The following is a 25088-nucleotide window of genomic DNA, read 5'->3' as shown; positions in this document are numbered from 1 at the left end:
AGCGAATTAAAAGTTTAAACAATCACGACTCTCAAAATTTCAGGTAATAGCGCATGATTGATAATATCTATAATGATAAAATACTTGAATATGCTGCACATATAGACAAAATTGGGCGTCTTAATAATCCTGATGCAACATCAAGAAAACATGCACACCTTTGTGGTTCGACAATCACTGTAGATTTAAAAGTGGAAAATGGTATTGTTACGGATTTTGCCCATGAAATACACGCATGTGTGCTAGGGCAAGCATCGGCTTCACTTTTAGCATCTCATATCATCGGACAAACAACACAAGATCTTAAAATATTGCGTGAAGTTATTTATCAAATGCTAACGCAAAATGGTCCTTCTCCTCAAGCTCCATTTGAGGATTTTTCTTGCTTACAGCCCATTAAAGACTATAAAATGCGCCATGCAGCAACACTACTACCCTTTGATGCAACGATAGACTGCATTCAAAAAATTGAAGAAAAATAAATGTTCAAATCACAATCTCGACAAAAAAAAATAACTCGAAATTACACAGGCACTTGGCAAAAAACACCTGGACGATTATTGGGTATTTTCTTAATACGTTTCTATCAAATAACACTTTCAAGTCTTATAGGCAATCAATGTCGCCATGCTCCGACTTGTTCAGAATATACATATGAAGCGATTGCACGCCATGGGCTTTGGGCTGGTGCATGGATGGGACTCTTTCGTATCATACGTTGTGGGCCCTTTGGAACAGATGGCTTTGATCCAGTACCTATTTCTCTTGGAAATTCTTGCTGTTTTTATAAACCTTGGCGTTACTGGAAAATTTCTGACAAACACAACAAATAATCCTTTTCTTTTTTCGTATGTATTGATAAAAAATCATTCTATAAGCTTTTTACTCGATTTTCACAAAACCATCCGCAATCGTTAGCGGAATTGGATTAAAAGGGTGTTTTTATGTCTTGCTCTGTTTCTCTTTCTTTTCCTGATGGTTCAAAACGTAATTACCCCCCCGAAATGACTGGTTTGGAATTAGCAGAATCCATTTCTAAATCACTCGCAAAAAAAGCAGTTGCCTATAGTCTTGATGGTATCACGCGAGACTTATCGGATCCATTGGAACAATCTGGTCAAGTAGAGATTATTACCCGAGAAGATTCACGTGCTCTTGAACTCATAAGACATGATTGTGCCCATGTCCTTGCTGAAGCAGTGCAAGAACTCTTTCCTGAAACGCAAGTAACAATAGGTCCTGTCATTGAAAATGGATTCTATTATGATTTTGCACGCCAACAACCTTTTACATTAGATGATCTCACCATCATTGAAAAGAAAATGCGTGAAATTATCCAACGCAATAAACCTTTTAGAAAAGAAATTTGGTCTCGTGAAAAAGCCAGAAAAATTTTTTCTGAGAAAAAGGAATTTTATAAAGTTGAACTTATTGATAGCATTCCTGAAAATCAAGATTTAAAAATTTATTATCAAGGAAAATGGTTTGATCTTTGCCGCGGACCGCACATGCAATCTACAGGGCAAATTGGAACTGCTTTCAAATTAATGAAAGTCGCAGGAGCTTATTGGCGTGGCGATGCCAATAATCCAATGCTCACAAGAATTTATGGAACAGCATTTGCAAATGAAAATGACTTAAAAGCCTACCTCCATATGCTAGAAGAAGCTGAAAAACGTGATCATCGCCGCTTGGGACGTGAAATGGACTTATTTCATTTTCAAGAAGAAGGGCCAGGAATGATTTTTTGGCACAAAAAAGGTTGGAAAATGTTCCAAAATTTGATCAACTATATGCGTAGACGCCTTGATGATCATCAATACGCTGAAGTTAATGCACCACAAGTTCTGGATAGGTCACTCTGGGAAATATCTGGCCATTGGGGCTGGTATAAGGAGAATATGTTCAAAGTAATTCCAGCAGCAGAAAATTCAGATCATGGGAATGTTTATGCCCTTAAACCGATGAATTGCCCTGGTCATGTGCAAATTTTTAAACATGGTTTAAAATCTTATCGTGATTTGCCTATTAGACTTGCTGAATTTGGACTTGTTCATCGTTATGAGCCTTCGGGCTCTTTACATGGTCTTATGCGTGTGCGTGGTTTTACGCAAGATGATGCGCATATTTTTTGTACTGATGAACAATTAGCCGATGAATGTCTCAGTATTAATGATCTTATTTTATCAACTTATGCTGATTTTGGTTTTAAAGAAATCAGTCTTAAGCTTTCAACACGTCCAGAAAAACGAGTTGGGTCTGATGCATTATGGGATCATGCAGAAAGTATCATGGAATCTGTCCTTAAAACGATTGAAACAAAATTTGCAGGACAAATCAAAACAAGCATCCTTCCAGGTGAAGGAGCATTTTATGGTCCAAAATTTGAATATACATTAAAGGATGCTATCGGTCGTGAATGGCAATGTGGAACAACACAAATAGACTTTAATCTCCCCGAACGTTTTGGTGCATTCTATATTGATAAAGATTCAGAAAAACGTCAACCTGTTATGATACACCGTGCTATCTTTGGATCAATGGAGCGTTTTCTTGGTATATTAATCGAAAATTTTGCTGGACATATGCCACTTTGGCTTGCTCCTGAACAAGTTGTTGTTGCAACAATTACGTCCGAAGCAAATGAATATGCCCAAAAGATAACGGCAAAACTTAGAGCTATTGGGCTTTCCGCAACAATAGATCTCCGCAATGAAAAAATTAACTATAAAATACGAGAACATTCTTTACAAAAAGTCCCCGTAATTTTGGTATGTGGTAAACGTGAAGCTGAAACAAACAGCGTAAATATGCGCCGCTTAGGAAGTACAAATAAAACCCTTTTATCTGTAGAAGATGTGATTAAGCAACTCTCAAATGAAGCAACACCTCCGGATTTGCAGCGTGTAATAAATACATAACATCACAGAAGATGGTAATACGTTAATTTTTTACTATAAATCTTCAATTTTTATACAAAATGAAATAATTTGATGTTGTAGTGCATTTTGTTTCATGCACAACTACCTATCACCAGAAAGAATCACGTGATCACTCTCTACAAGGTGGATTGGTGAAAAAGTTGAATGTAAGCTATGAGCTGTTTAAATGCAAAAATCATAGACAATTGAATATTAATAATAACATTAATCTTTTACCTTTATAATGAAAAGAAGGCGCTATTATCATAGATAGATCATTACGATAATTATAGCAACATCAAGCAAGAAGACTGAAAACAAGATCATATTTATTAATAAAAAATATGTAAAATTAGCTGAACAATGATATGTCTTATTCGTAAGATAAGCTCTTATAAAAAAGACAATATATTGATTTATAATGATAACATATCATTATTTATATTAAATAGGGTTTCGAATATCATAGATTTCTCTCATTTTAAATATGTTTATATTGCATCTATCAAAATCATTTTCTTGTACGAGACAAGCGGAATGAGTGTGTGAATAAAAATTATTGAGAACGGACTTTAAAATGCCCACAATGAACCGCCTCAAGTGCTGAGGATTGTTGCAATCATTGAGAGCAAGCTAAACTATAATGATGATACCGACTTTCTCTTTCATAAGTGTAAAAATAGCGGTACTCCACGGGTTTAGCATTATATGATTCACAAGGAATCATGATAAAATAAGCTCAAGGAGCCTTAGGAAACATCTCTTTAAAACAAGCACATAAATTGGTAAACTAATAGCATTCTATATCCTGCAACCTACACTGATGAGATATTGCCTTAGCTTTTATAAAGCCAAATCAGAGAAAAATGGTAAAACTCAGCGTTTATTCTTTCCCCTCTTTATATTTTACCAAATTAAAAATTCTTATAAAAAACTCGTTAAATATACACATACGATACATTACTACTCGTTGAACGTATAAAACTCTGGGCACACCCATAAAACGTCTATATCTACGAAACACATTGCTACGCTAGACGCAAGATATTGATTTGTAAAACAATTTCAAAACACATGTTTTGCTAAAAAAGCAACACGTATAAAACAAAAAATATTATTGCTATCGTGCTCTATCAAGAACACGCTTACATTCAATGAGTTCAAATAGGATTTCTTGCAACAATGCTTTATCAGTTTTATCTTTATAAAGATTCACAGAACCAACAGATGTTTCTTCCTCATTCCTCATGAAACTCAAAAGCCCAAAAGAAGATTTCTTAGGCTTATTGCTAGCATTTTCAGAAGTTTGTCCTGCATGTTTCTTCTCTATGACTACATTCATAGCATCAAGATCACCATTACCCAATGCAATCACAAAAGAAACACCATTTTCTTTTAAAAGGCGTTGCACACCTTTTATCGTATAACCCTGATCATATAATAACTGCTTAATACCATTGAGCAAATCAACATCGACCGGACGATAATAGCGCCTTCCTCCCCCACGTTTCATTGGTTTAATCTGCCTAAAACGTGTTTCCCAGAATCTTAAGACATGCTGCGGCAGCTCCAATAACTCGGCTACTTCGCTAATTGTGCGAAAAGCATCAGAGCTTTTATCCATTTTGCAACACCTTATTTAAAACAAAATAAATTACTTTACAATGACTCATTCTGTCTCAATTTCTCAACAAGATTAGTCAAAAATAAGACCATCATTGACGACTTACTCAACTGTCTTTTTCTAAAAAACAAAGACCCTTATTTTATCATTTTTTTAACAAATACTAAACATACCATGGCATTCATTTGTAAGAATCATTTTTTCTGTCTTGCACGATGCGAATCTAAAATTCTCTGTTTAAGGACATTGGCAGCCTTAAACGTCACAACACGTCGCGGCGGAATAGGTGCTTCAACACCCGTTTTTGGATTGCGTCCAACTCGTTCATTTTTACTGCGAACCTGAAAAGTTGCAAAAGAGGATAATTTAACCGCTTCACCTCTTACAAGTGAGTTGCAAATCTCATCCAAAACCAATTCGACTAAAGCTGCTGATTCAGTATGTGACAAGCCCACTCTTTTACAAACTACGCTCGCTAAATCTGCACGCGTTACTGTCTTACTTGTCATTATAACCACCTATTAAAATATTAAAAATTACAAAATGACTTATACGTTTTCTTGAAATATGGTCAAGTAGCCATAATTTACCAACGAATAAGAATTGCTCCCCATGTAAATCCACCTCCCATGGCCTCTAACATGATAAGATCTCCTTCTTTTATTTTTCCATCGCAAACAGCTGTTGTTAAAGCCAACGGAACTGATGCCGCAGACGTATTACCATGTTGATCAACGGTAATCACAACTTTATCTAGTGAAATTCCCAATTTTTTAGCAGATGCTTCAATAATGCGCTTATTAGCCTGATGAGGTACAAACCAATCTAGTTGTGAAGAATCCATACCTGCAGCTGCAAAACAATCATCAACCACATCCGTTATCATACCAACAGCATATTTAAAAACTTCTCGTCCTTCCATACGCAAATAGCCTGTCGTTTGTGTTGTTGAAGGTCCACCATCAACATATAGCTTATCTATATAAGCACCATTAGAGCGCAATTTCGCAGACAATATACCACGCTCAAAAGCAATACCCCCCTCAATTTCTTGTGCTTCCAAAATAGCAGCACCCGCACCATCACCAAACAAAACACATGTCGTACGATCTTCCCAATCTAAAATCCGAGAAAATGTATCGGATCCAATAACTAAAATTCTTTTAGCCGCTCCACACCGTAAATAAGAATCTCCTGTTGTTAAAGCAAAAATAAAACCAGAGCAAACAGCTTGAATATCAAAAGCAAATCCATGGTTCATTCCCAAAGCACACTGAATTTCAACAGCAGAAGCAGGAAAAGTACGATTCGGGGTGGACGTTGCTAAAATAATACAATCAATGTCTTTTATTGTTAAACCAGCATTTGTAAGTGCTGCTTGCGCAGCCTCAACTCCTAAAGAAACAGTTGTTTCATTTTCACTGGCAATATAACGTTGGCGTATTCCTGTACGCTGAACAATCCATGAATCTGACGTTTCAACAAACTTTGCAATCTCATCATTTGATAAACTTCTCTTCGGCAAAGCACTTCCTACACCACGTATAATTGACCGAATCATTCAGCTCTTACCTTTTCTTCAAATTTTTCATTTCTATTATAAGAGCTTATCATAAGGACTCTCCATTCACTGTCTCTTCACCTTCTTGATCAAAAAGTGTTTCTTTATTCTCATGAAACCGTCGCAAATCAGCTGTTATTTTTTTCAAAAGTCCATTATTAACCATCTCATAACCAACGCGGATAGCAGAAGCAAAACCGTTAGCATTAGCACTCCCATGGCTTTTGATCACAACACCATTCAACCCCAAAAGCACTCCTCCATTCACCCTCTCGGGATCCATTTTGTGTTTCAGCGTACGAAAAGCACCCCGCGATAAAAAATAACCAAGAGATGTTAAAAAAGAACTGCGCAGTGCAGAGTTTAAAATCTCTCCTATCTGTCGCGCGGTTCCTTCTGCGGTTTTTAAAGCAATATTACCAGAAAACCCCTCTGTTACAACAACATCGACTGTTCCTTTTCCAATGTCATTGCCCTCAATAAATCCTTTATATTCCAATCCTTCTAATTGCACTTCACGCAATATCATTCCTGCTTTTTTTATTTCATAAAGTCCTTTAACCTCTTCCACCCCCACATTTAAAAGCCCAACACTTGGTCTTTCAGTGTGATATAAAGCGCGAAACATACCCGCTCCCATAACCGCCAAATCAACCAACTGACTAGCAGAGGCACCAATTGTTGCTCCAATATCTAAAACGATACTCTCACTGCGAAGTGTTGGCCAGATACCCGCAATACCAGGACGTTCAGCCTCTGCTAGCATTTTCAAACAAAAATAAGACATGGCCATAAGTGCACCCGTATTACCAGCAGAAATGCAAGCATCAGCTTCACCATTTTTTACCGCTTCAATGGCGTACCACATTGATGATTTACCACGTCCATTACGAAGTGCTTGGCTTGGCTTTTCATCCATGCGTGTATAACTTTCTGTAGGGCAAAAGCGCGATACAGAATCCAAACAAGGGTATTTTTTTAAAACCGGACGAACGTCCTCCTCTATTCCATAAAACAGAAAATAAATATTTGATAAATATTTTTGTACAATTGCTGCTCCTGCAATAGCTGCTTCTGGACCGTAATCACCGCCCATGACATCCACAGAAATTCTAATCACGCTTGCATATCCCACATCTTTTCATTTACATCTTTAAACACATATTATGATTTTTGGCTCCTGAACACTCACAAAGCAAATCTTGCAAAAATCGCTCCGCAGAAAATACCGTTTAGCATACAATAGATATTTTTTTTATGTTTTTACAATCACTTCCAATTTTTCAAAACAGAAAATGGCGAGAATTTTTGCTCTGCTTCTTCTAAATTTTCAACCATATCCATCTTTATCCCCTCTTTACGTGGATAATGATTAATAGACAACTCAAAAAACTCTTCCATGATTGCACCAATATCAATTTTATCATCATAAAACACTTCAGGAGTATCAAGCCCCTCCACATCTAAAAACAATTCCCCTGTATCCTCTGATGTTTTCGGCTTCATCAAATTTGAATCTTCAGGAACAAAAACAACCTCAATATTTTCACAAAGGATATTTTCTAATGGTTCTAATGTAACAACACATAACTGTAGTATGCGCGCTTGCAACAGACCTTTTATACGCACTCCGCGTTTTTTCCACGGGAAAATATGGAAATTTCCCTCACAAGATTTTACTTCAATTAAATCATGATTCTGAGCTAAATGTGTACATTCTTTTTTGTTTGCACAAAAATGAACCCTTATACCTTTAGCAGGTAGAGAACGTACGGATATTGGATAAGCCAAAGCAAATGTCATTTGAGGAACATTTTGAACATTCATTGACAACTCCCAAACATAAAAACGCATAAAATACTGTGTTTTTATTTATCTCAAGTATTCATGCATTTTTTTCTTTTCTAAAGAAATTCTATATGGCATAATTTGCTTTATAACAGGGAAACTCAGTGTAAGCTACGGTAGATTAAGCTAAAAAGAAAAAACTTGAGGTTGCCTTCTTGTCCTACACCTCAGTATAAAAAGGAGATATCATTGTTTCAAATGCCTCACATAATAGCCTTAATCAAACGTAAATTATTGATTGGTCTATCAATAGCAAGCATAGGAATGCTTGCGGGATGTAGTCTTCTCGATTCTTCAGGTTCGAGCCAAATTTATAGAGAGGGCTATGTTCTTGATAAAAATGCTCTAAGTTCTATTGCTATTGGCTCAAGTCAAGAGCAAGTTCTTTTAACTTTAGGGACCCCTTCATTAAAAACAAAATATGATAATGAAGTTTTTTATTACATCTCACAGACACGCTATCGTGGGATGCAGTTTATGAAAACAAAGATTATTGATCGCAAAGTTTTAGCCATTTACTTCAATAAAAATAATCAGGTTGCAAAAGTTGCTAATTACGGATTACAAGACGGTCAAGTATTTGATTTTATTACACAAACAACGCCAACTGTAACAAAAGAACATCCTTTCTTAATTCAAATTATAAAAGGCCCTGCGAATTTGCCACCCCATAACTAAATCATATAGTCTACATACCGTCTCAATATTATTAGGTCTGATACTATCAGACCTAATAATAGGGGGGATTTTTAGCTCTTATAGGCGGACTTTTTTTGCCATACTGTCGAGAACTGCATTAACAAGTTTTGGCTCATCACCTTCAAAAAACGCCTTCGCTATGTCAACATATTCATTCATGACAACCGCAACAGGAACATCTTTACGGTTGATCAACTCCCATAAACCTGCTCGTAAAATTGCTCGCAATATAGAATCAAGACGTGAAAGAGACCACTCAGCAGAAAGCTGTTGATGAAGCAGAGGATCAAGCTGCTTTTGATCTTTTACAACACCCGTTATAATAGCCAAAAACCATTGAAAATCAGCTTCAAGATACTGGTCTCCATCGATATCTTTTCCCAAACGATAAGCTTCATACTCAGCTGCTGTTTCCATAACCCCCGAACCCACAATATCCATTTGATAGAGGGCTTGAACTGCAGCGAGTCTTGCTGCTCCACGTTTATTGGCTGAACGCGGAAAATGTCTGCTTTTTATATCAGCCATATTTAACGATTATCTCCAAATCTCTTTTTTAGAGCGATCATACATAAAGCAGCTTCAGCCGCAAAACCACCTTTATTTTTGTCATCTAGTTTTGCACGCACCCATGCTTGTTCTTCGTTTTCAACAGTCAAAATACCATTTCCAATAGCCAAATGCTGATGAACAGTTAAATCCATCAATGCACGACAAGAATCATTAGCAACAATTTCAAAGTGATATGTTTCGCCCCGAATAACACAACCAAGAGCAACATAACCATCATAAGATATGTTATTTTGTTCAGCAAAAGCTATTGCACTTGGTATTTCTAATGCTCCAGGAACCGTTACAACATCATAACTTGCTTCAGCTTTTTGCAAAGTATTCACTGCACCTCTCAAAAGCGCATCAGAAATCCCCTCATAAAAACGTGCTTCAACAATCAATACGTGAGGCTTTTTACGTATCTCTTTCTTCATAATGGAATTCCACAAAAACGAATCAAAAAAAATCAAGGTTATAAAGCATAAAATTCTGAAAACGATCAATAGAGTTTTGGCTTATTCATCTTCTCTTTTTAAAGCAAAAAGTTTCGCAGCATAACGAGCAAGTTGATCAATTTCCAAATTGACCCGATCTCCAATTCTAGCTTGTCCCCACGTTGTCATTTCGAGTGTATGGCGAATAATAAGAACATCAAAAACACAATCCTCAACACCATTAACAGTCAAAGATGTCCCATTAAGTGCAATAGATCCCTTATTGACAATGAAAGGCATAAATTGTCTTGCAACTTTTAAATAAAAACGAATTGCATCCCCTTCATTTTTTTGATCAATAATTTCAGCCAAACCATCAATATGACCAGAAACCAAATGTCCTCCCATTTCATCACCTAATCGAAGCGAACGTTCCAAATTAACAAAAGTTCCTTTTGTCCATTGTGCAAGATTACTCAAACGCAATGCTTCTTCCCATGCTTCTACAGCAAACCAACCAGCAGTCGCTTGTTGTACCCCCCGCTCTACAATTGTCAGACAAATCCCTGAACACGCAATCGATGCACCAATTTCCAAACTCTGTATGTCATAGCGTGTAGAAATATCTAAACGCACCCCTTGCTTTAAAGGTTGTACATCTTCAACACAACCGATGTCTGTTATAATCCCTGTGAACATAATGTCTTACGTCTCCATTTATAAAAACGGTCATTTCCAAACATTCTTGATTCAACCTTATGAAATTGCGAAAGATAATTTCCAAAATGAGGGGCTTCAACACGACCTTCGCCTAAAATAACGGGTGCATAAAAACATATCAAATGATCCACACAACCAGCATTTAAAAACGTTTCCCCTGTCTTTACGCCCCCTTCCAATAAAACACTATTAATCCCATGTTTATAAAGCATCTGTAAAAGAGCAAAGGGTTCTACACAACCATTGTTCATCTCTACCGAATAAACAGACACACCATATTGCTCCAATGCATTTTTTTTGCTTTTCTTTGAAAGATCCACATCACAAATAACCCATGTAGGAATTTTCATGGCTGTTTGGACAACTTTTGCATCAAGGGGGATAGATAAATCTGCATCCAAAATAATACGAATTGGTGAGCGCACCTCCATCCCTGGCAAGCGGCAATTGAGTTGTGGATCATCTGCTAATATAGTACCAATACCAACGAGGATAGCATTATTTTGAGCACGTAGAATATGCGTATGGGCATGAGAAAGTGTTCCACTAATTTTTACGCTGCCCTTTTCTCTTTTTCCAACACCATTATCAGCAGAAATTGCCATTTTAAAAGTGACCGCACAGCGTTGTATCTTCCTTATGCACCAATGTGTCCATAAAGATTCAAAAGCCTCTTCAGCTAAAATGCCCTCAACCACTTCAATACCCGCTGCTCGCAAAAGAGCAATACCATGACCATCAACACGCTTGTCACAATCAGTCAGCGCAACAACAACTCGAGAAACACCTGAATCAATGAGTGCATTCACACACGGCGAAGTTTTTCCATAATGCGCACAAGGTTCTAAAGTAACATAAGCAGTCGCTCCTTGAGCTAAAGAACCAGCCATATGTAAAGCTTGCACTTCCGCATGAGGACTCCCATGAATAGCTGTTACGCCATAGCCAACAATAAATGCCCCCGCACTATTATCGTTTCGCACAATTAACGTACCAACGGAAGGATTTTCACCTGTAAGACCGACATGACGTTCTGCTAAACGAATAGCTGCAGCCATAAACCGTTCATCTTGCACTTTTTTATTCATCAAAACGAGATTCTGTATCCGCGATACCCTTTGACAATTCATCTATAACATCGTGAAAATCGCTTGCATTACGAAAATCTCGATACACAGAAGCAAAACGAATATAAGCAATATCATCAATTCTTTTCAATGCTTCCATCACAAGATGTCCAATTTTTTCTGAAGCAATCTCTGGTTCTCCCAAACTTTCAAGCTGGCGCACAATGCCAGAAATTGCTCGTTCAATATGATCAGGATCAATATTGCGCTTACGTACAGCCACATCAACTGAACGCATTAACTTATCACGATCGAATGGTTCACATCGTCCACTTTTTTTAGCAACCAAGAGCTCACGCAACTGAACACGTTCAAAAGTTGTAAAACGACCACCACAAACGGAACACACACGGCGGCGGCGAATCACTGCCCCCTCTTCTGCTGGACGTGAATCTTTAACCTGTGTATCCTCATATTGGCAGTAAGGACAGCGCATCTTTTGTGTCCTTAACGAGTACTAAGATAAGAGTAAAGAGGAAATTGACTCGTTATATCTTTTACCTTTTTCTCAACAGCCATTTCAACGGCATAATTATCTTCATCACTTTTTGCGCTCCGAAGACCATCAAGAACTTCTGAAACCAGATGACCAACTTGAATAAACTCTTTTTCTAAAAAACCACGTGTTGTGGCAGCAGGTGATCCCAAGCGAATTCCCGATGTTATAGATGGCGTTTCAGGATCAAAAGGAATACCATTTTTATTGCAGGTAATATGAGCGCGCCCCAAAGCCAATTCAGCACGTTTACCTGTTAGATTTTTGGAACGTAAATCAACCAACAACAAATGATTATCTGTACCACCAGAAACAATATTAAAACCATTACTCTGTAATATTTTTGCTAAAGTTTTCGCATTAGCGACCACATTGGCACTGTAACTCTTGAAAGAGGGACGCAAAGCCTCCTCAAATGCAACAGCCTTTGCGGCAATTACATGCATTAAAGGACCACCTTGAAGACCAGGAAAAATTGCAGAATTAACTTTTCTGGATAAAGACTCATCATTTGTCAATATTAAACCACCACGAGGACCTCGAAGCGACTTATGTGTTGTTGTTGTTACAATATGCGCATGTGGAACGGGTGAAGGATGCACGCCACCAGCAACAAGACCAGCAATATGAGACATATCAACGAGTAGATGAGCACCAATCTCATCTGCAATTTCACGGAATCGTTTCCAATCCCATAGCCGTGGATAAGATGAGCCACCCGCTATAATAAGTTTGGGCTTACGTTCTTTTGCAAGCTGCTCAACCTCATCCATATCAATAATCTGATCTTCTTGACGCACACCATAGGAAACAACATCAAACCATTTTCCTGACATATTAACAGATGAACCATGCGTAAGGTGACCACCAGCATTTAAGTCTAATCCCATAAATGTGTCACCAGGCTGAAGTAAAGCTAAAAAGACAGCTTGATTCATTTGGCTACCAGAATTAGGCTGTACATTCGCAAAAGCAGCACCAAAAAGCTGTTTTGCCCTTTCGATGGCTAAATCTTCAACGACATCAACAAATTGACACCCGCCATAGTAGCGCTTTCTTGGATAACCTTCTGCATACTTATTAGTTAAAACAGACCCCTGCGCTTCAAGGACCGCCCTTGAAACAATATTCTCTGAAGCAATCAGCTCAATTTCATGTTGTTGACGCTCAAACTCCCCTCTAATTGCATCAAAGATTGCACCATCAACAGTTTGTAAATTATCATTAAAAAAGCGCTTTTCTGCGTCACTTGCTTGCTGAGTCATAAAACACGTTCCTAACATAAAAAAAATAAAGTCACTGAACGATAACACAGCAAACCATGCAAACCAAACATTTTAAACCACTTACACTCAAAAATAATGATGCAAATATTTATCTTACTCTTTGTTATAAAAACAGTGAAAAACTTCCCTCTCAAGAATGATGAAAAATGAGATTACATTTCTTTTTTTACACTCTTATTTGTTTACACCTTTTACAAAAGGTATCTATAATCTAAAGAAATTCAATAATTTAATGATTAAAAATAATTTATAATGTGAAAAGCTGAATATAATAGGCAAAGTTAATACAAGGCAAATAAGAATGCTAACCAAAGTTTTTATTGATGGTGAACATGGCACAACCGGACTACAAATACAAAAACGCTTAGAGAAACGTACAGATTTAGAACTACTCTCTCTTGCTCATAAAGATCGCCATAATGTTCATCTGCGACAAGACTATCTTAATCAAGCCGATATTGCTATTTTGTGTCTTCCAGATGATACTGCACGCGAAACAGTTCATTGGCTTAAAAAAAATAAAAACATTAGGATTATTGATAGCTCGACAGCCCACCGTGTTGCACCAGACTGGATTTACGGTTTTCCTGAAATGACAGCAGGACAAAGAAAGCGCATCCAAGCAGCACATTATGTAACCAATCCTGGGTGCTATCCTACCGGTGCCATTAGTTTGATTCGCCCACTCCGTGAAGCAGGACTGCTAGACGCCTATTATCCCATATCGATTAACGCAATCTCCGGCTATACTGGTGGTGGAAAACAGTTGATTTTACAAATGGAAAATCAATCTCAACAAAACATTCAGGACAATTATTTTATCTATGGTCTTAATCTTGAACACAAACATGTGCCAGAAATTAAAATTTATGGACAAATCAACAAAACCCCAATTTTTATACCAAGTGTTGGTCGTTTTCCCCAAGGAATGATTGTGAATCTTCCTCTGCATCGCCATTTATTCACAAAATCAGCAAACTGTTCTGATTTGCGCGAAATTCTCGCAAACCATTACGATGGACAAAATACCATTTTAGTTGCATCACAAGAAGAAACTGCTTCACTTCAAAGACTTAATCCAGAGTGTTTAGCCAATAAAGATAATATGAAACTGTTCATATTTGGAAATGATCGTGAAGGTATTTTTAATCTCAGCGCCATATTCGATAATTTAGGAAAAGGCGCATCAGCTGCGGCTATCCAGAACCTCGACTTAATGCTTTCAAGCGACTAAAACTCCCTAAATACAAACTTTTATTCAACAACGCGATATGCCCCTTTCGTTGCTCGCCAGTGCGCAACCGCAAAACACAACACTGCTAGTGCCATACTTTGGTGAATGAGCCCTAAACTTATCGGAACCTCATGTAACAGCGTTAAAATACCCAAGAGTGCTTGAATAATAATCATAACACAGATAAGAAATGCACGACGAGAATGGGTTGAATGTGGAATGTTTTTTTGTACATAGAAAGCATGAATAACTGAGATAATAAATAAAAAATAAGCAAAAAACCGATGAATAAATTGAACCATTAAGGAATTTTCGAATAAATTGAGCCAAACAGGACGAAGCTGCAACAATCCATCAGGAATAATCTGCCCATCCATAAGAGGCCATGTATTATAGACTTTTCCAGCATGAAGCCCCGCAACCAAAGCTCCAAAATAAATCTCTATCAAGACGAGAACAACAAGCCAAGCCGCAAAATATTGCACCTTTTGATTTGCTGGCTTTTCTGAGTATTCTGCAAGTCCTCGAGATAAATAAGTAACAAAAACAATAACAAAACATGCCGTTATAAGATGAAATGCCAAACGATATTGGCTCACACTTGTTAAATTGCTTTGCCCAATCCCTGAAGCAACCATCCACCAACCAATAAAGCCTTGAAAGGCGATAAGAATAGGCACGATAATAAGCGGGAGTAAGATATTTTTTTCAACACGCTTAGTCGCCCAAAACCAAATGAGCCCCAATAAAGCAACAAGACCAACAAGACGCCCAAGAACACGATGCGCCCATTCCCACCAAAAAATGACCTTAAAAGCACTTAAGGTCATATCAGGATTAAGCAGCTTATATTGTGCTATCTGTTGATATTTTAAAAATTCCTCTTGCCATTGATCCACACCAATCGGTGGAATAACGCCGTGTATTGGCTTCCATTCCGTTATAGATAATCCTGATCCCGTCAAACGAGTAGCGCCACCTACTAAGACAATTGCTAAACAAAGCAATAAAATAGAGTAAAGCCACACCTGTATTTGTTTTCTATTTTTCTTTTGCACGGGCGTTAAAATACTATTGTTTAATCTCTTTACTGCCATCTCTGATTGCCCCACGCTTCTCTCCAACTACAATGCATTTTAAAATTTAAACATCAAATCTTTGTGTATTTTAGTATGTACTATAACTTTAGCAAAAAACAAGCGTACTACTATAACATGTGATACATATTTCTTTTTTACGAAGTTTATGATGCAACAACGCGATAAACAGTCTTTGGAAAGCTGCTTACCATCCGCATCATCCATTCTTGTTCATTAAGAACAGTATTACAAATATAATAGTCTGTTAGCTCTGCAAATTGCTCAAATCCATATTTTGGTTCGCTTGCCATCTCAAGGATGATAAAGTCATATTCTTTTTTAAATTCTTGTAATATATGAGAAATGTCATTTGAAAAATCTTGTGCAGAAATAGCACTTGTTAACCCCTGAGGAAGAATATCAACCCCCGTATCATAATCACGGTAAATAACATCATGCAACTGGGCATTGCCCGTTAAAATATCACTCAGTCCGCGATGTGGACCAATGACCTTCTCTATTTGTTGACCAGAAATATCGACCAACAAAATTGTTTTGTTCTCTTTTGTGAGATGAAGTGAAAGCTTTGCCGCTGTCCGTGCAGCCTCTGGTCCAATGATTGAAATAATGGTCGAAGCACGCCATTTCAAAACATCAGATAATCCCTCTATCGTAATAAAAGCTTCAAGATTTTTCATTTCTTGAGAGACTAAAATACTCTCGTTCTTCTTAAGAGCATTTTCTTTTGATCTCAAATCCTCTTCTGAAGGTTGATCTTTTTTGCTTTTAAAGCACGGATAAAATAACAATATTCCTAGTAAAAGAGTAAGGAAGCTAGCCAATGCACTCACAAAAATATTTTTTCCATAAAGAGCCATAAAAGAAATTGGTGCTAACGTTGTTGGCATAACCACGTGGATATTTGTGTTTTGTAAAAGAAGAGGATCATCACTCAATCTCCGATATGAACCAATAATTTTTTCTCTTCGTTGAGCAGAGTTACTCATCGCTTTATTTTGTGCATCGACTGCTGCTTTTATTTTATTTTCAAACTCGTTAAATATTTCATTCAAAGATTGGGATTGATCTTTTACAAAAAAGTTCATTCTTTTTTTGAGCTGTTTTTCTAATTCCGTTGCAATAACCTCATCTGAATGAACTTGATAAACGATTTGTAAAATTTTATTTTTTAATTGATGAGAAACTGTTTCTAATTCCGCAGTCATTGCTTTAATTTGAGGATGTGTCCACCCCAATTGCACCGCCATATGTGCTCTTTGCGTTTCCAAAAGATCACGTTTAGATTCCAGAGCAACAATTGCTGAATTACCTGCAATAAACGATAAAGACAATAAAGACTGTCCCTTTTCACGCATCGTGTTAATCGTTGAGTTCAAACTTGTTAAATGAATGCGCTTTAAAGTTGCTTCCGTTAATTGCATAGAAAGATCATGAAGCTCTGTTTGTTTTACACCCTGCTGAATAAAAGACTCAACAGATGTACGAAATCCCTGCACGATATTAACGATTGCAGTATTATCATATTGTTTGTCTTCTAATTTATCATTTAACAAGAATTGTTTCTGTTTTATGATTGCTTGTGAAAATGCGGAAAACCAAGTTTCCAACCCACGTTGAGCTGCTTCAAGTGTCTCAGCTTCAAAAGTCAAATCGATAAAATCACCACGACGCGATAAACGGATATTTTCATGATTTTTTTTCTTATTAAAAGCACTTAAAGAAAATTGCGAATCATTGAAGAACATAGGCTGTGAAAACAAAAAGGCGATAACATTGTCTTGCTTTTTGATTGGTAACGGTTTTCCTACAGAATCAGATAATGAAAATATTAAAGTTGCTTGGTAACCACGGGGCTGGACAAAATAATACAACCAAATCAAAGATATACATAGCACTTGTAATAGCAAAACAATCAAAATGCTTCGCCATACGGTACGTACGAATAGTCTTTTATTACACTTAAGACTCATCTTTATTTTAACCAGCAAAATACTTCTTCATATTGTTTTATTAAGAGAAAGTAGTAACTATCCTCTTAACTTGCTGTCATATTATTTTCAGATAATAAAAACATAAAATTTAAGCACAAATGTTCAGCAATAGCTTTAAAGAACTTAATTCATATTTTTTTTGATGTTCTCTAATTGTTTTTTTGCTTCAGAAGTAATAACGGCTCTAATGGTAACAGACCCATCATCATGTCCTTCTTGCATTATTTCCGCAGAGTTTTCATAAAACCAATCGATAAGCGACATTTCATGAGGTTTTAAAAGATATTCAATGCTTTGCACCTCTCCAAAAATTCGCTTTTCAATGGCTCTTAATAATTGATCGAGTCCATCCCCCTTAAGCGCTGATACCATGAGAGCAGGATTTAATCGTGTTTTTGCGCTTGTTTGTAAAACATTCAATGCCTGCTCATCCAACATATCAATCTTATTCCAAACTTCTATGATATGCTCCATATCATCAATATCGATATCAAGACTTGAAAGCACTTCTAAAACATCTTGAGCATGTGCACGATGATCAAGATCTGACATATCTCTTACATGAAGAATGAGATCCGCTTCAACCACTTCTTCAAGGGTTGCTCTAAAAGCTGCAATCAAATTTGTTGGCAAGTTAGAAATAAACCCTACAGTATCAGACAAAAGAATAGTTTTTCCATGGGGAAGAACAACTTTGCGCAAAGTCGGATCAAGCGTTGCAAATAACATATTCTTTGCTAAAACATCTGCACCACTTAAACGGTTAAAGAGAGTTGATTTTCCTGTATTCGTATATCCTACCAGTGCCACAACAGGATAAGATGTTTTTTTCCTTTTTGCTCTATGAAGTGCACGTGTTTTAATAACCGTTTCCAATTCGCGTCGAATACGAATAATTTTCTCTTGTAAAAGACGCCTGTCTGCTTCAATTTGCGTTTCACCAGGTCCACCTAAGAAGCCACGCCCCCCCCGTTGCCTTTCCAAGTGCGTCCAACTACGCACAAGTCGCCCTTTTTGATAGGACAAATGCGCTAACTCTACTTGCAAAACTCCTTCTTTTGTTCGTGCACGATCCCCAAAAATTTCAAGAATCAAAGCCGTTCTATCGATAACTTTGCAATTCCATAATTTTTCTAAATTACGCTGCTGTACTGGTGTTAAAAAGTGATCTACAATCACAAGCTCAATAGAATATTCATCTATGTAACAGGTTAACGCATCTACTTTACCTTTTCCAAAGAGAGTTGCAGAGCGAGGCGTTGCAATATTAATCGTTTCATAATTAACAACTTCTAACCTTATAGCACACGCTAAGCCTAATGACTCTTTAACACGAGAAGATATCGAACACTCTCTCAAAGAGCTTTCACTTCTATTTTCTTGAAAAATTGGTATCAAAACAAGTGCGCGCACCTGTCCTGTATTCTGCGAAAATATCCCTCCTAATCTCTCATTTTCATTTATCATAGCAATCTAAGTACTTTTAAAATGGGATAAGAGGTCTATCTTAAAATGACATGCTTACTCAGGACTTTCACCCTCAAACATCTGCACAGGCTGTCCAGGCATAATCGTAGAAATAGCATGCTTATAAACCAATTGCGCGTGTCCATCTCGGCGTAAAAGAACACAAAAATTATCAAATGAAGTTACAATACCTGTGAGTTTAACGCCATTGACAAGAAAAATTGTAAGGGAAATTTTTTGCTTACGCACCGTATTTAAAAACACATCTTGCAGGTGTTGTGATCGCTCTGCCATTATTCTTACACCTTCATCTCGATTGCATAAAATATTCGTGCATGCATATCGACTGAAAAATATCCAATTGTCAACGTAGAAGCTTCAAAATTTAGCAACAAACAACTGAAATTAGAGAAAAAACGGCTCTTTAAGGCAATAATAAAGCGCAACTTACGAAAAGCTATATTAAATTAAAAATTTTTCCACGTTTACTTTTTTATGAGCTTACAATTCAAAGGCATACTTTTATACATCCTAAGCTATTACAGACTATATGTGATGATGAAGCTGCTTCATTTAGAATCAATAAAAGTAAACGGACAACAATATTTATTAACGATCATCGGTATTAATAGAGAGGTATTCGCCACCCTACTGTATATATAACCGCCATTAAATTATCCTTATTTCAAAGACTAGCGGCTTATAAAGTTTTTTATAAACACAAGTTGTAAACAGTATTTTTGTTTTTGTTAGATTCAAATAATAAATTGTTTTTACTATATTTTATAACATTTTTAAACAGGGTATAAGAAACCGCGTTAACTTTATCTTGATAAGTTTTTAAAATTTTTTCCTAAGCATATTCCTTTCTAAATAATTAACAGCTAGTATGTAGAAATTATGTGGAAGAGGACGTATCCCTTTTCCGTCTGTAAGAGTACGAGGCGAGTATGGCACGCAGAACCAAATTGCAAACATTTGAAGTTGAAGTTGAAGAAGCCCTCACAAAAGCTATGAACTTTGATTTCAATGACACAGAATTTGAAACAATATCATCCAATAATTCTGAAAATATTGTTAATGTCGATGATCTGATTCAAAAAATTGCAATGGCAGAAGAAGAATTCTTTGCTGAAAACGGTACGTCAACTTTTGTTTCTAATATTCATGATGAAGCTGTTGTTGATAAATCCGTTGTTGAACAGCTTTTTGCTCCAAAACCTTCACCTGATATTTCAGGTGGAACTGTTCATAATACATTGTTGTCTACAAAACTTCTTCCTGCAAATGATGATATAACAACCCCTGTAAATTTTGGACTATTAAAGCAGCGTTCGTCCTCTCGAGTCTACTGGTATACAACAGCGCTTAGTGCTTTATGGGCAACGGGAGGAGCTTTTATTGCGCATAAGCTCGCACCTACCGGACTCAGCTCCTTATCCAATATCAGCACTTTTGTTACATCCCCAACAGGACTCGCTGTAGCAGCCGGAACAGCAATTCCTATCCTTATATCTTGGGGCGTTGCTCAATTAACAAAACGTTCAAACGACTTGCATAACATTGCTCTTCTTATGACAAATGCTGCACAACGCCTTAGTGAACCACAACATTTATCTGAAAAACAAGCTATTGCTATAGGGCAAACCATTCGTGAAGAAGTAGCGGCAATGAACGAAGGTATTGAACGTACCCTCGGACGTGCTGTTGAACTTGAAGCAATCATACAAGGTGAAGTTCACAACCTAGAACAAGCCTATGCTGAGAATGAATCACGTATTCACACATTAATCAAAGAATTGAGCAATGAACGCATCGCCATTTTGAATCACGCAGATCGCGTACAATCAACAATTAAAGGAACCCAAGAACAACTGAGTGATGAATTTGGTTTAGTTACCTCTAAAATTGTAACCAATGTTGAAAAGCTTGCACAAACTCTCTCTCAAACTTTACAAAAACAAGGTGAAGACCTTGTTGAAAAACTTTCCTATGCCGGTGATGGCGTAACAAATCAGCTTGTTGAAAAGTTTAACGAAACAACAACACAAATTCAGCAGAAAAACACAGATTTTTTTCATGAATTAGGAAAAAACTTCGATGGTTTTGCAAAACGATTTGATCATAATGAAAAGCAAATAGAAAAAACCTTTAATGAAACAGCTGAAAAAGCGGAAGTACATGTTGCTAAAATTGCAACACATATACAGGCAGTAACAGATCAAACTTTGCACGCTGTCGATGAAAAGTTTAAAGCCTTGGATAAAGCTCTTATTGATCGTAATAATCAATCTCTACAGAATTTTGATGAGAAGATCTTAAAGCTCGACGACCAAGCACATAAACTCTCTTCTAAATTTGATAACGTAACCTCGCAAGCAATTGGAGCCTTTGAACAACGTTTAGCAACTGTTGATCTTTCTCTTAAAGAACATAGTGATTCGATCATTGATTCCTTTATAGAACGCAGTCAAGCTTTAGAAGATAATGCTGAAAAACTTGGTAACTTCTTGGAATCTCATGTCTTGAAAATAAATGAAAACCTCCAGGAAAAAACAGCAGACATTACCCATGCATTTACAAATGGACGTGAAGCTATTCTTTCTGCAATTGATAAAAGTAAAGAAAGTCTGAGAGAAGAAATTCAGTATGTCGACAATGCCATTGTTGATATCATACAAGAACGTTCACAAGATTTTAAAGTACAACTTTCTGATCAACGAGCTCTTATGGCAGACATGCTCGATAACGAGAAGAATAAAATTGCGGATACATTAAGAAATCAAATTGATGTCTTGTCCCAAAATACTTCTCATATTGAAAAAGTTTTGGCTGACAATATTCAAGTCGTTGATAAACAGGCTGAAAATCATATCACAAACATCATTCAATGCACTGAAAAACTACAAGATGTCATTGTACAAAGCTGCAATACAACCCAAGATGCTTTAGAAGCACAAGCGAGAAATATTGATATCCGTGCCGATGCTCTGCGTGACTCTTTAGCGATTAATAGTTTTTCTCTCAATGAAGTTCTTGCCGATCAAGCACGCACACTTGAGCAACGCATGGAAACAATCCATAACCTCATTGCAAAAAGTGATATACGTGTCGATGTTGCATTGAAACAACAAATAGATTTAGTTGAGAGTGCACTTGTTGCCAATAATAAGAACATTACTGAAACGGTTCAAGATCATATCAAAAACCTTGAAAGCCATGCCGAAATTTTAAAGAATACTCTCTCTCAATCGAGTGGTGTTTTCTTTGAAACCCTTGAAACACGTATGGAATCATTCGATACAGATCTAGAAGATCGTGCACACAAGATTTTTGAACGGACAACAACGCTAGAGGAAACATTATCTGAAAAATTTAGCCAAATCTGTGAAGCCATTGATATGCAAACATCTGTTATTGAGGAACGTTCTGACACGTTAAAAACGTCTCTCATGCTTAATAATGAGCAAAGTCAGATAATTCAACAAGCGCTGGAAAGCAGTGTTGACAATATGCGTGTAACCTTAGAAGACTCTGTTAATACAGTTACAGATAATCTGCATAACAAGATTATAAAAGCTTCTGATATTCTTTCTTCTACGAGTGAACAAATTCTTTCATCTGTTACAAATGTTACTGCACAAGCAGAAAATATTCTCTCAGAATCAGGCAATCGCATTGTATCAAATGTCAAAAAAACTGTTTATGATACCAGTGAAAAAGTTCTGTCCGTTCTGTCTGAACAAACAGCGCATACTGTCGAAGCTTTTGCAACAGCCAGTCATAATGCACAAGCATTATTGAATGAAACCATTCACACATCAACAACAGCAATAGAGCAAGTTCTTAATGAACGCTGTGATGTTCTTCATCACTCTATGCAAAATTTTAAAAATGATTTAGGGTATCAGCTCTCTGATGTAACGAGCCGTCTGGAAAATGCAGAAAATCAAACAGCAACACAAATTTCAAAACATGTTGGAAAAATAACAGAGCTGGCAAATCACTTAAATCAAGCAGCGCAAAATACGACAGAATCAATAGATTCTTTAACACAGCATATCGGTGAACAACTCTCTCTCTCCACACAAGAAGCTGAACAAAGAATTTATGCACATAATGAATTTTTAGTGAATAGCTTAACCAAAGCTAACTCTGAAACAATTCAAACAATAACGGTTATGAAGGAAGAACTTGTTAATAATGTCTCATCCGTCTTAACACAGTTGAATCAATCAATTTACAATTTTCACGAAAATAGTAATGTTTTATTATCAGCTGTTCAAAATATTGATGGTCAGTTTAATGAGAGTGCGAATAATTTTTTCCGCAACACGGACCAAGTAGCAGAGCGTTTGTCAGCCTCAAATCAAGCGCTCAATAATAATGTTGAAATTCTGCAAGGACTTTCAAAGAATACCTTTGAACAAATTAATCATATAACGAGCAGTTTTGGTGAACATGCAAAAACACTTTCCCAAACTATTCATGTTCTTGAACAGTCTGAAAATTCACTTAGTGCAACACTTGAAGAAAAACATAATATGCTTTCTGTATTAAGCGATGCTCTTGTTTCAAAGTCTCATGAAATTAATCAATTGATTGGACATTATGAAAAAATCTTCAACTCAGCACTTGAACGCTCTGATAAGAATGCACGTAACTCCACAAATTCATTCCAACAATCACTTAATAGGCTTGTTAGTGAAGCATCGACGCGTTTTTCAGAAGCAGCAGAAGACATACGTCGCTCCGCTGATGAAGTTCGTTTAGAGCTTTCAAAGATTAATAATGATATCAATGAAAATGTTAAAAAACTTCCAGAAAAGACAAAAGAAACAACGCAAACAATTCGCACAGCTTTGAATGAACAGATTACAGCGTTACAAGATCTAGTCAGTGTTATACAAAATGATCAAAAGAGCGCAAAAAAACAGCTGATATCAGAATTTCCTGCATCATCAATGTTTAATCAAAGAAATGACAATTCCACTGAGTCCGTTAAAAAGATCGTACCACCTAAGCCTATTTTGCAACAAGATCAAAGCAAAAAAAGACCAAATAAATGGGTGTCAAATCTCTTAGAAAGAGCTTCACGTGAAGAAACGTTTTATGATGCTCCCCCTAGTGATGATGTTTTAACATCAGTGCAAACAAAACCATCTCCTGCAAACAGCTCTCTTAATTCATTAGCTTCTGGTATAGTGAAAGCTATTAATCACAATGCCATTGTTGAGCTATGGGATCATTATCAACGTGGACAAAAAAACATCGTAACAGAACGCCTTTATACCTTAAATGGACAAAAAATATTTGAAATGATTAAGAGAAAATATATGAGCGATTTTGAGTTTAAACGTTCAGTGAATCAATATGTTGCAGATTTCGAAAAGCTCTTACGTGATATATCGCGTAGTTCTGGTTCTTCCAGCTCAGTTCGCAAATACCTGATATCAGATACCGGAAAAGTTTATACTATGCTTGCTCATGCAAGTGGTCGAATCCAATAAAAAATAAGAAAAGTGGAAAAAGATATTTTTTCCACTTTTTTCCTCTCCAGTTGTTTTAATGGCTCATCGTAGAGTACTTTGCTTTCAACTACGGCTTTGTACTTCAAAGGCTGGAATAATTGGCATGCGGTTTTCTTTGATATCCTAAGCAATAACCCTAAAGAAGCGTAATGACTTATCAAACAACATATCACTTTAAGAATGATAAGCATATTTTCTATTTTCTTATCTTTTTCTTAACTCCTTTATTTTTCATAGTTTCATAAAGGTACAAAATAGGTAATAATTATTTTTGCTAATTGTGAAAAAATCCCATGCTCTTATATTAAAATAGCTCATAGAAACATTTCTATTTATTTTTCAAACGTTTTTTATCCACACATTACTCTCGTTTGAATTATGTAATTGAATATTTTTTATTATATTAGGTGAATTTTAAATAAAAGAATCTTATTGTATTCAAATTTCTCATTCAACATACGAAATGATGCATTATAAATTATAAAGAAAAGCGTTAT

Annotated in this window: 21 protein-coding genes; 6 read left to right on the top strand and 15 right to left on the bottom strand. The window is 36.5% G+C overall.

Annotation, left to right across the window (positions count from 1 at the left end):
• Positions 1 to 53 precede the first annotated feature (53 nt).
• From ACFIK8_RS04055 to thrS, 3 genes are all read left to right on the top strand, one after another.
• A complete protein-coding gene (locus ACFIK8_RS04055) occupies positions 54 to 482 on the top strand; it encodes an iron-sulfur cluster assembly scaffold protein (RefSeq protein WP_375636063.1) in 429 nt (142 codons plus the stop codon).
• The gene (yidD, locus tag ACFIK8_RS04050; RefSeq protein ID WP_375636062.1) at positions 483 to 833 is read left to right on the top strand and encodes a membrane protein insertion efficiency factor YidD; all 351 of its coding nucleotides are present in this window, start codon (positions 483 to 485) and stop codon (positions 831 to 833) included.
• A 111-nt stretch (positions 834 to 944) separates the two neighbouring features.
• Positions 945 to 2921, top strand: coding sequence for a threonine--tRNA ligase (gene thrS, locus ACFIK8_RS04045; RefSeq protein WP_375661432.1), 1977 nt, complete (start codon positions 945 to 947; stop codon positions 2919 to 2921).
• A gap of 1120 nt (positions 2922 to 4041) precedes the next feature.
• On the opposite strand, the gene ACFIK8_RS04040 is transcribed toward thrS, so the two are convergent.
• The 5 genes from ACFIK8_RS04040 to ACFIK8_RS04020 form a co-directional block, all read right to left on the bottom strand.
• Positions 4042 to 4545, bottom strand: coding sequence for a MerR family transcriptional regulator (locus tag ACFIK8_RS04040; protein ID WP_375636060.1), 504 nt, complete (start codon positions 4543 to 4545; stop codon positions 4042 to 4044).
• Positions 4546 to 4739: 194 nt separating this feature from the next.
• On the bottom strand, positions 4740 to 5054 hold the full coding sequence (locus ACFIK8_RS04035; RefSeq protein WP_015856447.1) for an integration host factor subunit alpha: 315 nt from the start codon (positions 5052 to 5054) through the stop codon (positions 4740 to 4742).
• A 77-nt stretch (positions 5055 to 5131) separates the two neighbouring features.
• Positions 5132 to 6106 (bottom strand): beta-ketoacyl-ACP synthase III, encoded by a 975-nt coding sequence (locus tag ACFIK8_RS04030; protein ID WP_375636059.1) that lies wholly within the window; start codon positions 6104 to 6106, stop codon positions 5132 to 5134.
• A 49-nt stretch (positions 6107 to 6155) separates the two neighbouring features.
• Positions 6156 to 7226 (bottom strand): phosphate acyltransferase PlsX, encoded by a 1071-nt coding sequence (gene plsX, locus ACFIK8_RS04025; RefSeq protein WP_375656219.1) that lies wholly within the window; start codon positions 7224 to 7226, stop codon positions 6156 to 6158.
• 149 nt (positions 7227 to 7375) lie between these two features.
• Positions 7376 to 7933 carry a DUF177 domain-containing protein gene (locus ACFIK8_RS04020; protein ID WP_375636057.1) on the bottom strand — a complete coding sequence of 186 codons (558 nt, stop codon included), beginning with the start codon at positions 7931 to 7933 and terminating at the stop codon, positions 7376 to 7378.
• A gap of 219 nt (positions 7934 to 8152) precedes the next feature.
• On the opposite strand from ACFIK8_RS04020, the gene ACFIK8_RS04015 reads away from it, so the two are divergent.
• Complete coding sequence (locus ACFIK8_RS04015; RefSeq protein ID WP_375636126.1) at positions 8153 to 8632, top strand: outer membrane protein assembly factor BamE; 480 nt, start codon at positions 8153 to 8155, stop codon at positions 8630 to 8632.
• Between the two features lie 78 nt (positions 8633 to 8710).
• Here the strand turns inward: ACFIK8_RS04015 and nusB are convergent, their stop codons facing one another.
• From nusB to glyA, 6 genes are all read right to left on the bottom strand, one after another.
• Positions 8711 to 9181 (bottom strand): transcription antitermination factor NusB, encoded by a 471-nt coding sequence (gene nusB / locus ACFIK8_RS04010; protein ID WP_015856452.1) that lies wholly within the window; start codon positions 9179 to 9181, stop codon positions 8711 to 8713.
• 2 nt (positions 9182 to 9183) lie between these two features.
• A complete protein-coding gene (locus tag ACFIK8_RS04005; protein ID WP_375636056.1) occupies positions 9184 to 9639 on the bottom strand; it encodes a 6,7-dimethyl-8-ribityllumazine synthase in 456 nt (151 codons plus the stop codon).
• Between the two features lie 81 nt (positions 9640 to 9720).
• Positions 9721 to 10338 carry a riboflavin synthase gene (locus ACFIK8_RS04000; protein ID WP_375644957.1) on the bottom strand — a complete coding sequence of 206 codons (618 nt, stop codon included), beginning with the start codon at positions 10336 to 10338 and terminating at the stop codon, positions 9721 to 9723.
• Positions 10320 to 11447: a bifunctional diaminohydroxyphosphoribosylaminopyrimidine deaminase/5-amino-6-(5-phosphoribosylamino)uracil reductase RibD gene (ribD, locus tag ACFIK8_RS03995; RefSeq protein WP_375636054.1), complete on the bottom strand. Its 1128-nt coding sequence runs from the start codon at positions 11445 to 11447 to the stop codon at positions 10320 to 10322. The genes ACFIK8_RS04000 and ribD overlap by 19 nt, the downstream gene beginning before the upstream one ends.
• Positions 11440 to 11922 carry a transcriptional regulator NrdR gene (nrdR, locus tag ACFIK8_RS03990; RefSeq protein ID WP_015856456.1) on the bottom strand — a complete coding sequence of 161 codons (483 nt, stop codon included), beginning with the start codon at positions 11920 to 11922 and terminating at the stop codon, positions 11440 to 11442. The genes ribD and nrdR overlap by 8 nt, the downstream gene beginning before the upstream one ends.
• Before the next feature lie 11 nt (positions 11923 to 11933).
• Positions 11934 to 13247, bottom strand: coding sequence for a serine hydroxymethyltransferase (gene glyA / locus ACFIK8_RS03985; protein ID WP_375636053.1), 1314 nt, complete (start codon positions 13245 to 13247; stop codon positions 11934 to 11936).
• Positions 13248 to 13569: 322 nt separating this feature from the next.
• On the opposite strand from glyA, the gene argC reads away from it, so the two are divergent.
• Positions 13570 to 14502, top strand: coding sequence for an N-acetyl-gamma-glutamyl-phosphate reductase (gene argC / locus ACFIK8_RS03980; RefSeq protein ID WP_375636052.1), 933 nt, complete (start codon positions 13570 to 13572; stop codon positions 14500 to 14502).
• Between the two features lie 20 nt (positions 14503 to 14522).
• Here argC and ACFIK8_RS03975 read toward each other — a convergent pair whose 3' ends face one another.
• From ACFIK8_RS03975 to hfq, 4 genes are all read right to left on the bottom strand, one after another.
• Positions 14523 to 15599 (bottom strand): COX15/CtaA family protein, encoded by a 1077-nt coding sequence (locus ACFIK8_RS03975; RefSeq protein ID WP_375636051.1) that lies wholly within the window; start codon positions 15597 to 15599, stop codon positions 14523 to 14525.
• A gap of 146 nt (positions 15600 to 15745) precedes the next feature.
• Positions 15746 to 17572 (bottom strand): hypothetical protein, encoded by a 1827-nt coding sequence (locus ACFIK8_RS03970; RefSeq protein ID WP_375636050.1) that lies wholly within the window; start codon positions 17570 to 17572, stop codon positions 15746 to 15748.
• A 144-nt stretch (positions 17573 to 17716) separates the two neighbouring features.
• Entirely contained in the window at positions 17717 to 19060 is a 1344-nt protein-coding gene (gene hflX / locus ACFIK8_RS03965; protein WP_375668990.1) for a GTPase HflX, read from the bottom strand.
• Between the two features lie 54 nt (positions 19061 to 19114).
• Complete coding sequence (gene hfq, locus ACFIK8_RS03960) at positions 19115 to 19354, bottom strand: RNA chaperone Hfq (protein WP_005773461.1); 240 nt, start codon at positions 19352 to 19354, stop codon at positions 19115 to 19117.
• A gap of 656 nt (positions 19355 to 20010) precedes the next feature.
• On the opposite strand from hfq, the gene ACFIK8_RS03955 reads away from it, so the two are divergent.
• Positions 20011 to 24570, top strand: coding sequence for a hypothetical protein (locus tag ACFIK8_RS03955; protein WP_375668989.1), 4560 nt, complete (start codon positions 20011 to 20013; stop codon positions 24568 to 24570).
• Positions 24571 to 25088 lie beyond the last annotated feature (518 nt).

Source organism: Bartonella sp. MR168JLCBS (genome assembly GCF_042194175.1).
Note: the sequence above shows the minus strand (reverse complement) of the source record. Positions and strands in the feature narration are given on the sequence as shown.

Bases quoted from the DNA above. Each gene is read 5' to 3' on its own strand.
- argC (WP_375636052.1), top strand. From the start codon at position 13,570: ATGCTAACCAAAGTTTTTATTGATGGTGAACATGGCACAACCGGACTA.
- thrS (WP_375661432.1), top strand. From the start codon at position 945: ATGTCTTGCTCTGTTTCTCTTTCTTTTCCTGATGGTTCAAAACGTAAT.
- ACFIK8_RS04055 (WP_375636063.1), top strand. From the start codon at position 54: ATGATTGATAATATCTATAATGATAAAATACTTGAATATGCTGCACAT.
- ACFIK8_RS04000 (WP_375644957.1), bottom strand. From the start codon at position 10,338: ATGTTCACAGGGATTATAACAGACATCGGTTGTGTTGAAGATGTACAA.
- ACFIK8_RS04035 (WP_015856447.1), bottom strand. From the start codon at position 5,054: ATGACAAGTAAGACAGTAACGCGTGCAGATTTAGCGAGCGTAGTTTGT.
- ACFIK8_RS03955 (WP_375668989.1), top strand. From the start codon at position 20,011: ATGGCACGCAGAACCAAATTGCAAACATTTGAAGTTGAAGTTGAAGAA.
- ACFIK8_RS04030 (WP_375636059.1), bottom strand. From the start codon at position 6,106: ATGATTCGGTCAATTATACGTGGTGTAGGAAGTGCTTTGCCGAAGAGA.
- ACFIK8_RS03970 (WP_375636050.1), bottom strand. From the start codon at position 17,572: ATGAGTCTTAAGTGTAATAAAAGACTATTCGTACGTACCGTATGGCGA.
- nusB (WP_015856452.1), bottom strand. From the start codon at position 9,181: ATGGCTGATATAAAAAGCAGACATTTTCCGCGTTCAGCCAATAAACGT.
- ACFIK8_RS04040 (WP_375636060.1), bottom strand. From the start codon at position 4,545: ATGGATAAAAGCTCTGATGCTTTTCGCACAATTAGCGAAGTAGCCGAG.
- ACFIK8_RS03975 (WP_375636051.1), bottom strand. From the start codon at position 15,599: ATGGCAGTAAAGAGATTAAACAATAGTATTTTAACGCCCGTGCAAAAG.
- ACFIK8_RS04005 (WP_375636056.1), bottom strand. From the start codon at position 9,639: ATGAAGAAAGAGATACGTAAAAAGCCTCACGTATTGATTGTTGAAGCA.
- hflX (WP_375668990.1), bottom strand. From the start codon at position 19,060: ATGATAAATGAAAATGAGAGATTAGGAGGGATATTTTCGCAGAATACA.
- ACFIK8_RS04020 (WP_375636057.1), bottom strand. From the start codon at position 7,933: ATGAATGTTCAAAATGTTCCTCAAATGACATTTGCTTTGGCTTATCCA.
- nrdR (WP_015856456.1), bottom strand. From the start codon at position 11,922: ATGCGCTGTCCTTACTGCCAATATGAGGATACACAGGTTAAAGATTCA.
- glyA (WP_375636053.1), bottom strand. From the start codon at position 13,247: ATGACTCAGCAAGCAAGTGACGCAGAAAAGCGCTTTTTTAATGATAAT.
- ribD (WP_375636054.1), bottom strand. From the start codon at position 11,447: ATGAATAAAAAAGTGCAAGATGAACGGTTTATGGCTGCAGCTATTCGT.
- hfq (WP_005773461.1), bottom strand. From the start codon at position 19,354: ATGGCAGAGCGATCACAACACCTGCAAGATGTGTTTTTAAATACGGTG.
- yidD (WP_375636062.1), top strand. From the start codon at position 483: ATGTTCAAATCACAATCTCGACAAAAAAAAATAACTCGAAATTACACA.
- ACFIK8_RS04015 (WP_375636126.1), top strand. From the start codon at position 8,153: ATGCCTCACATAATAGCCTTAATCAAACGTAAATTATTGATTGGTCTA.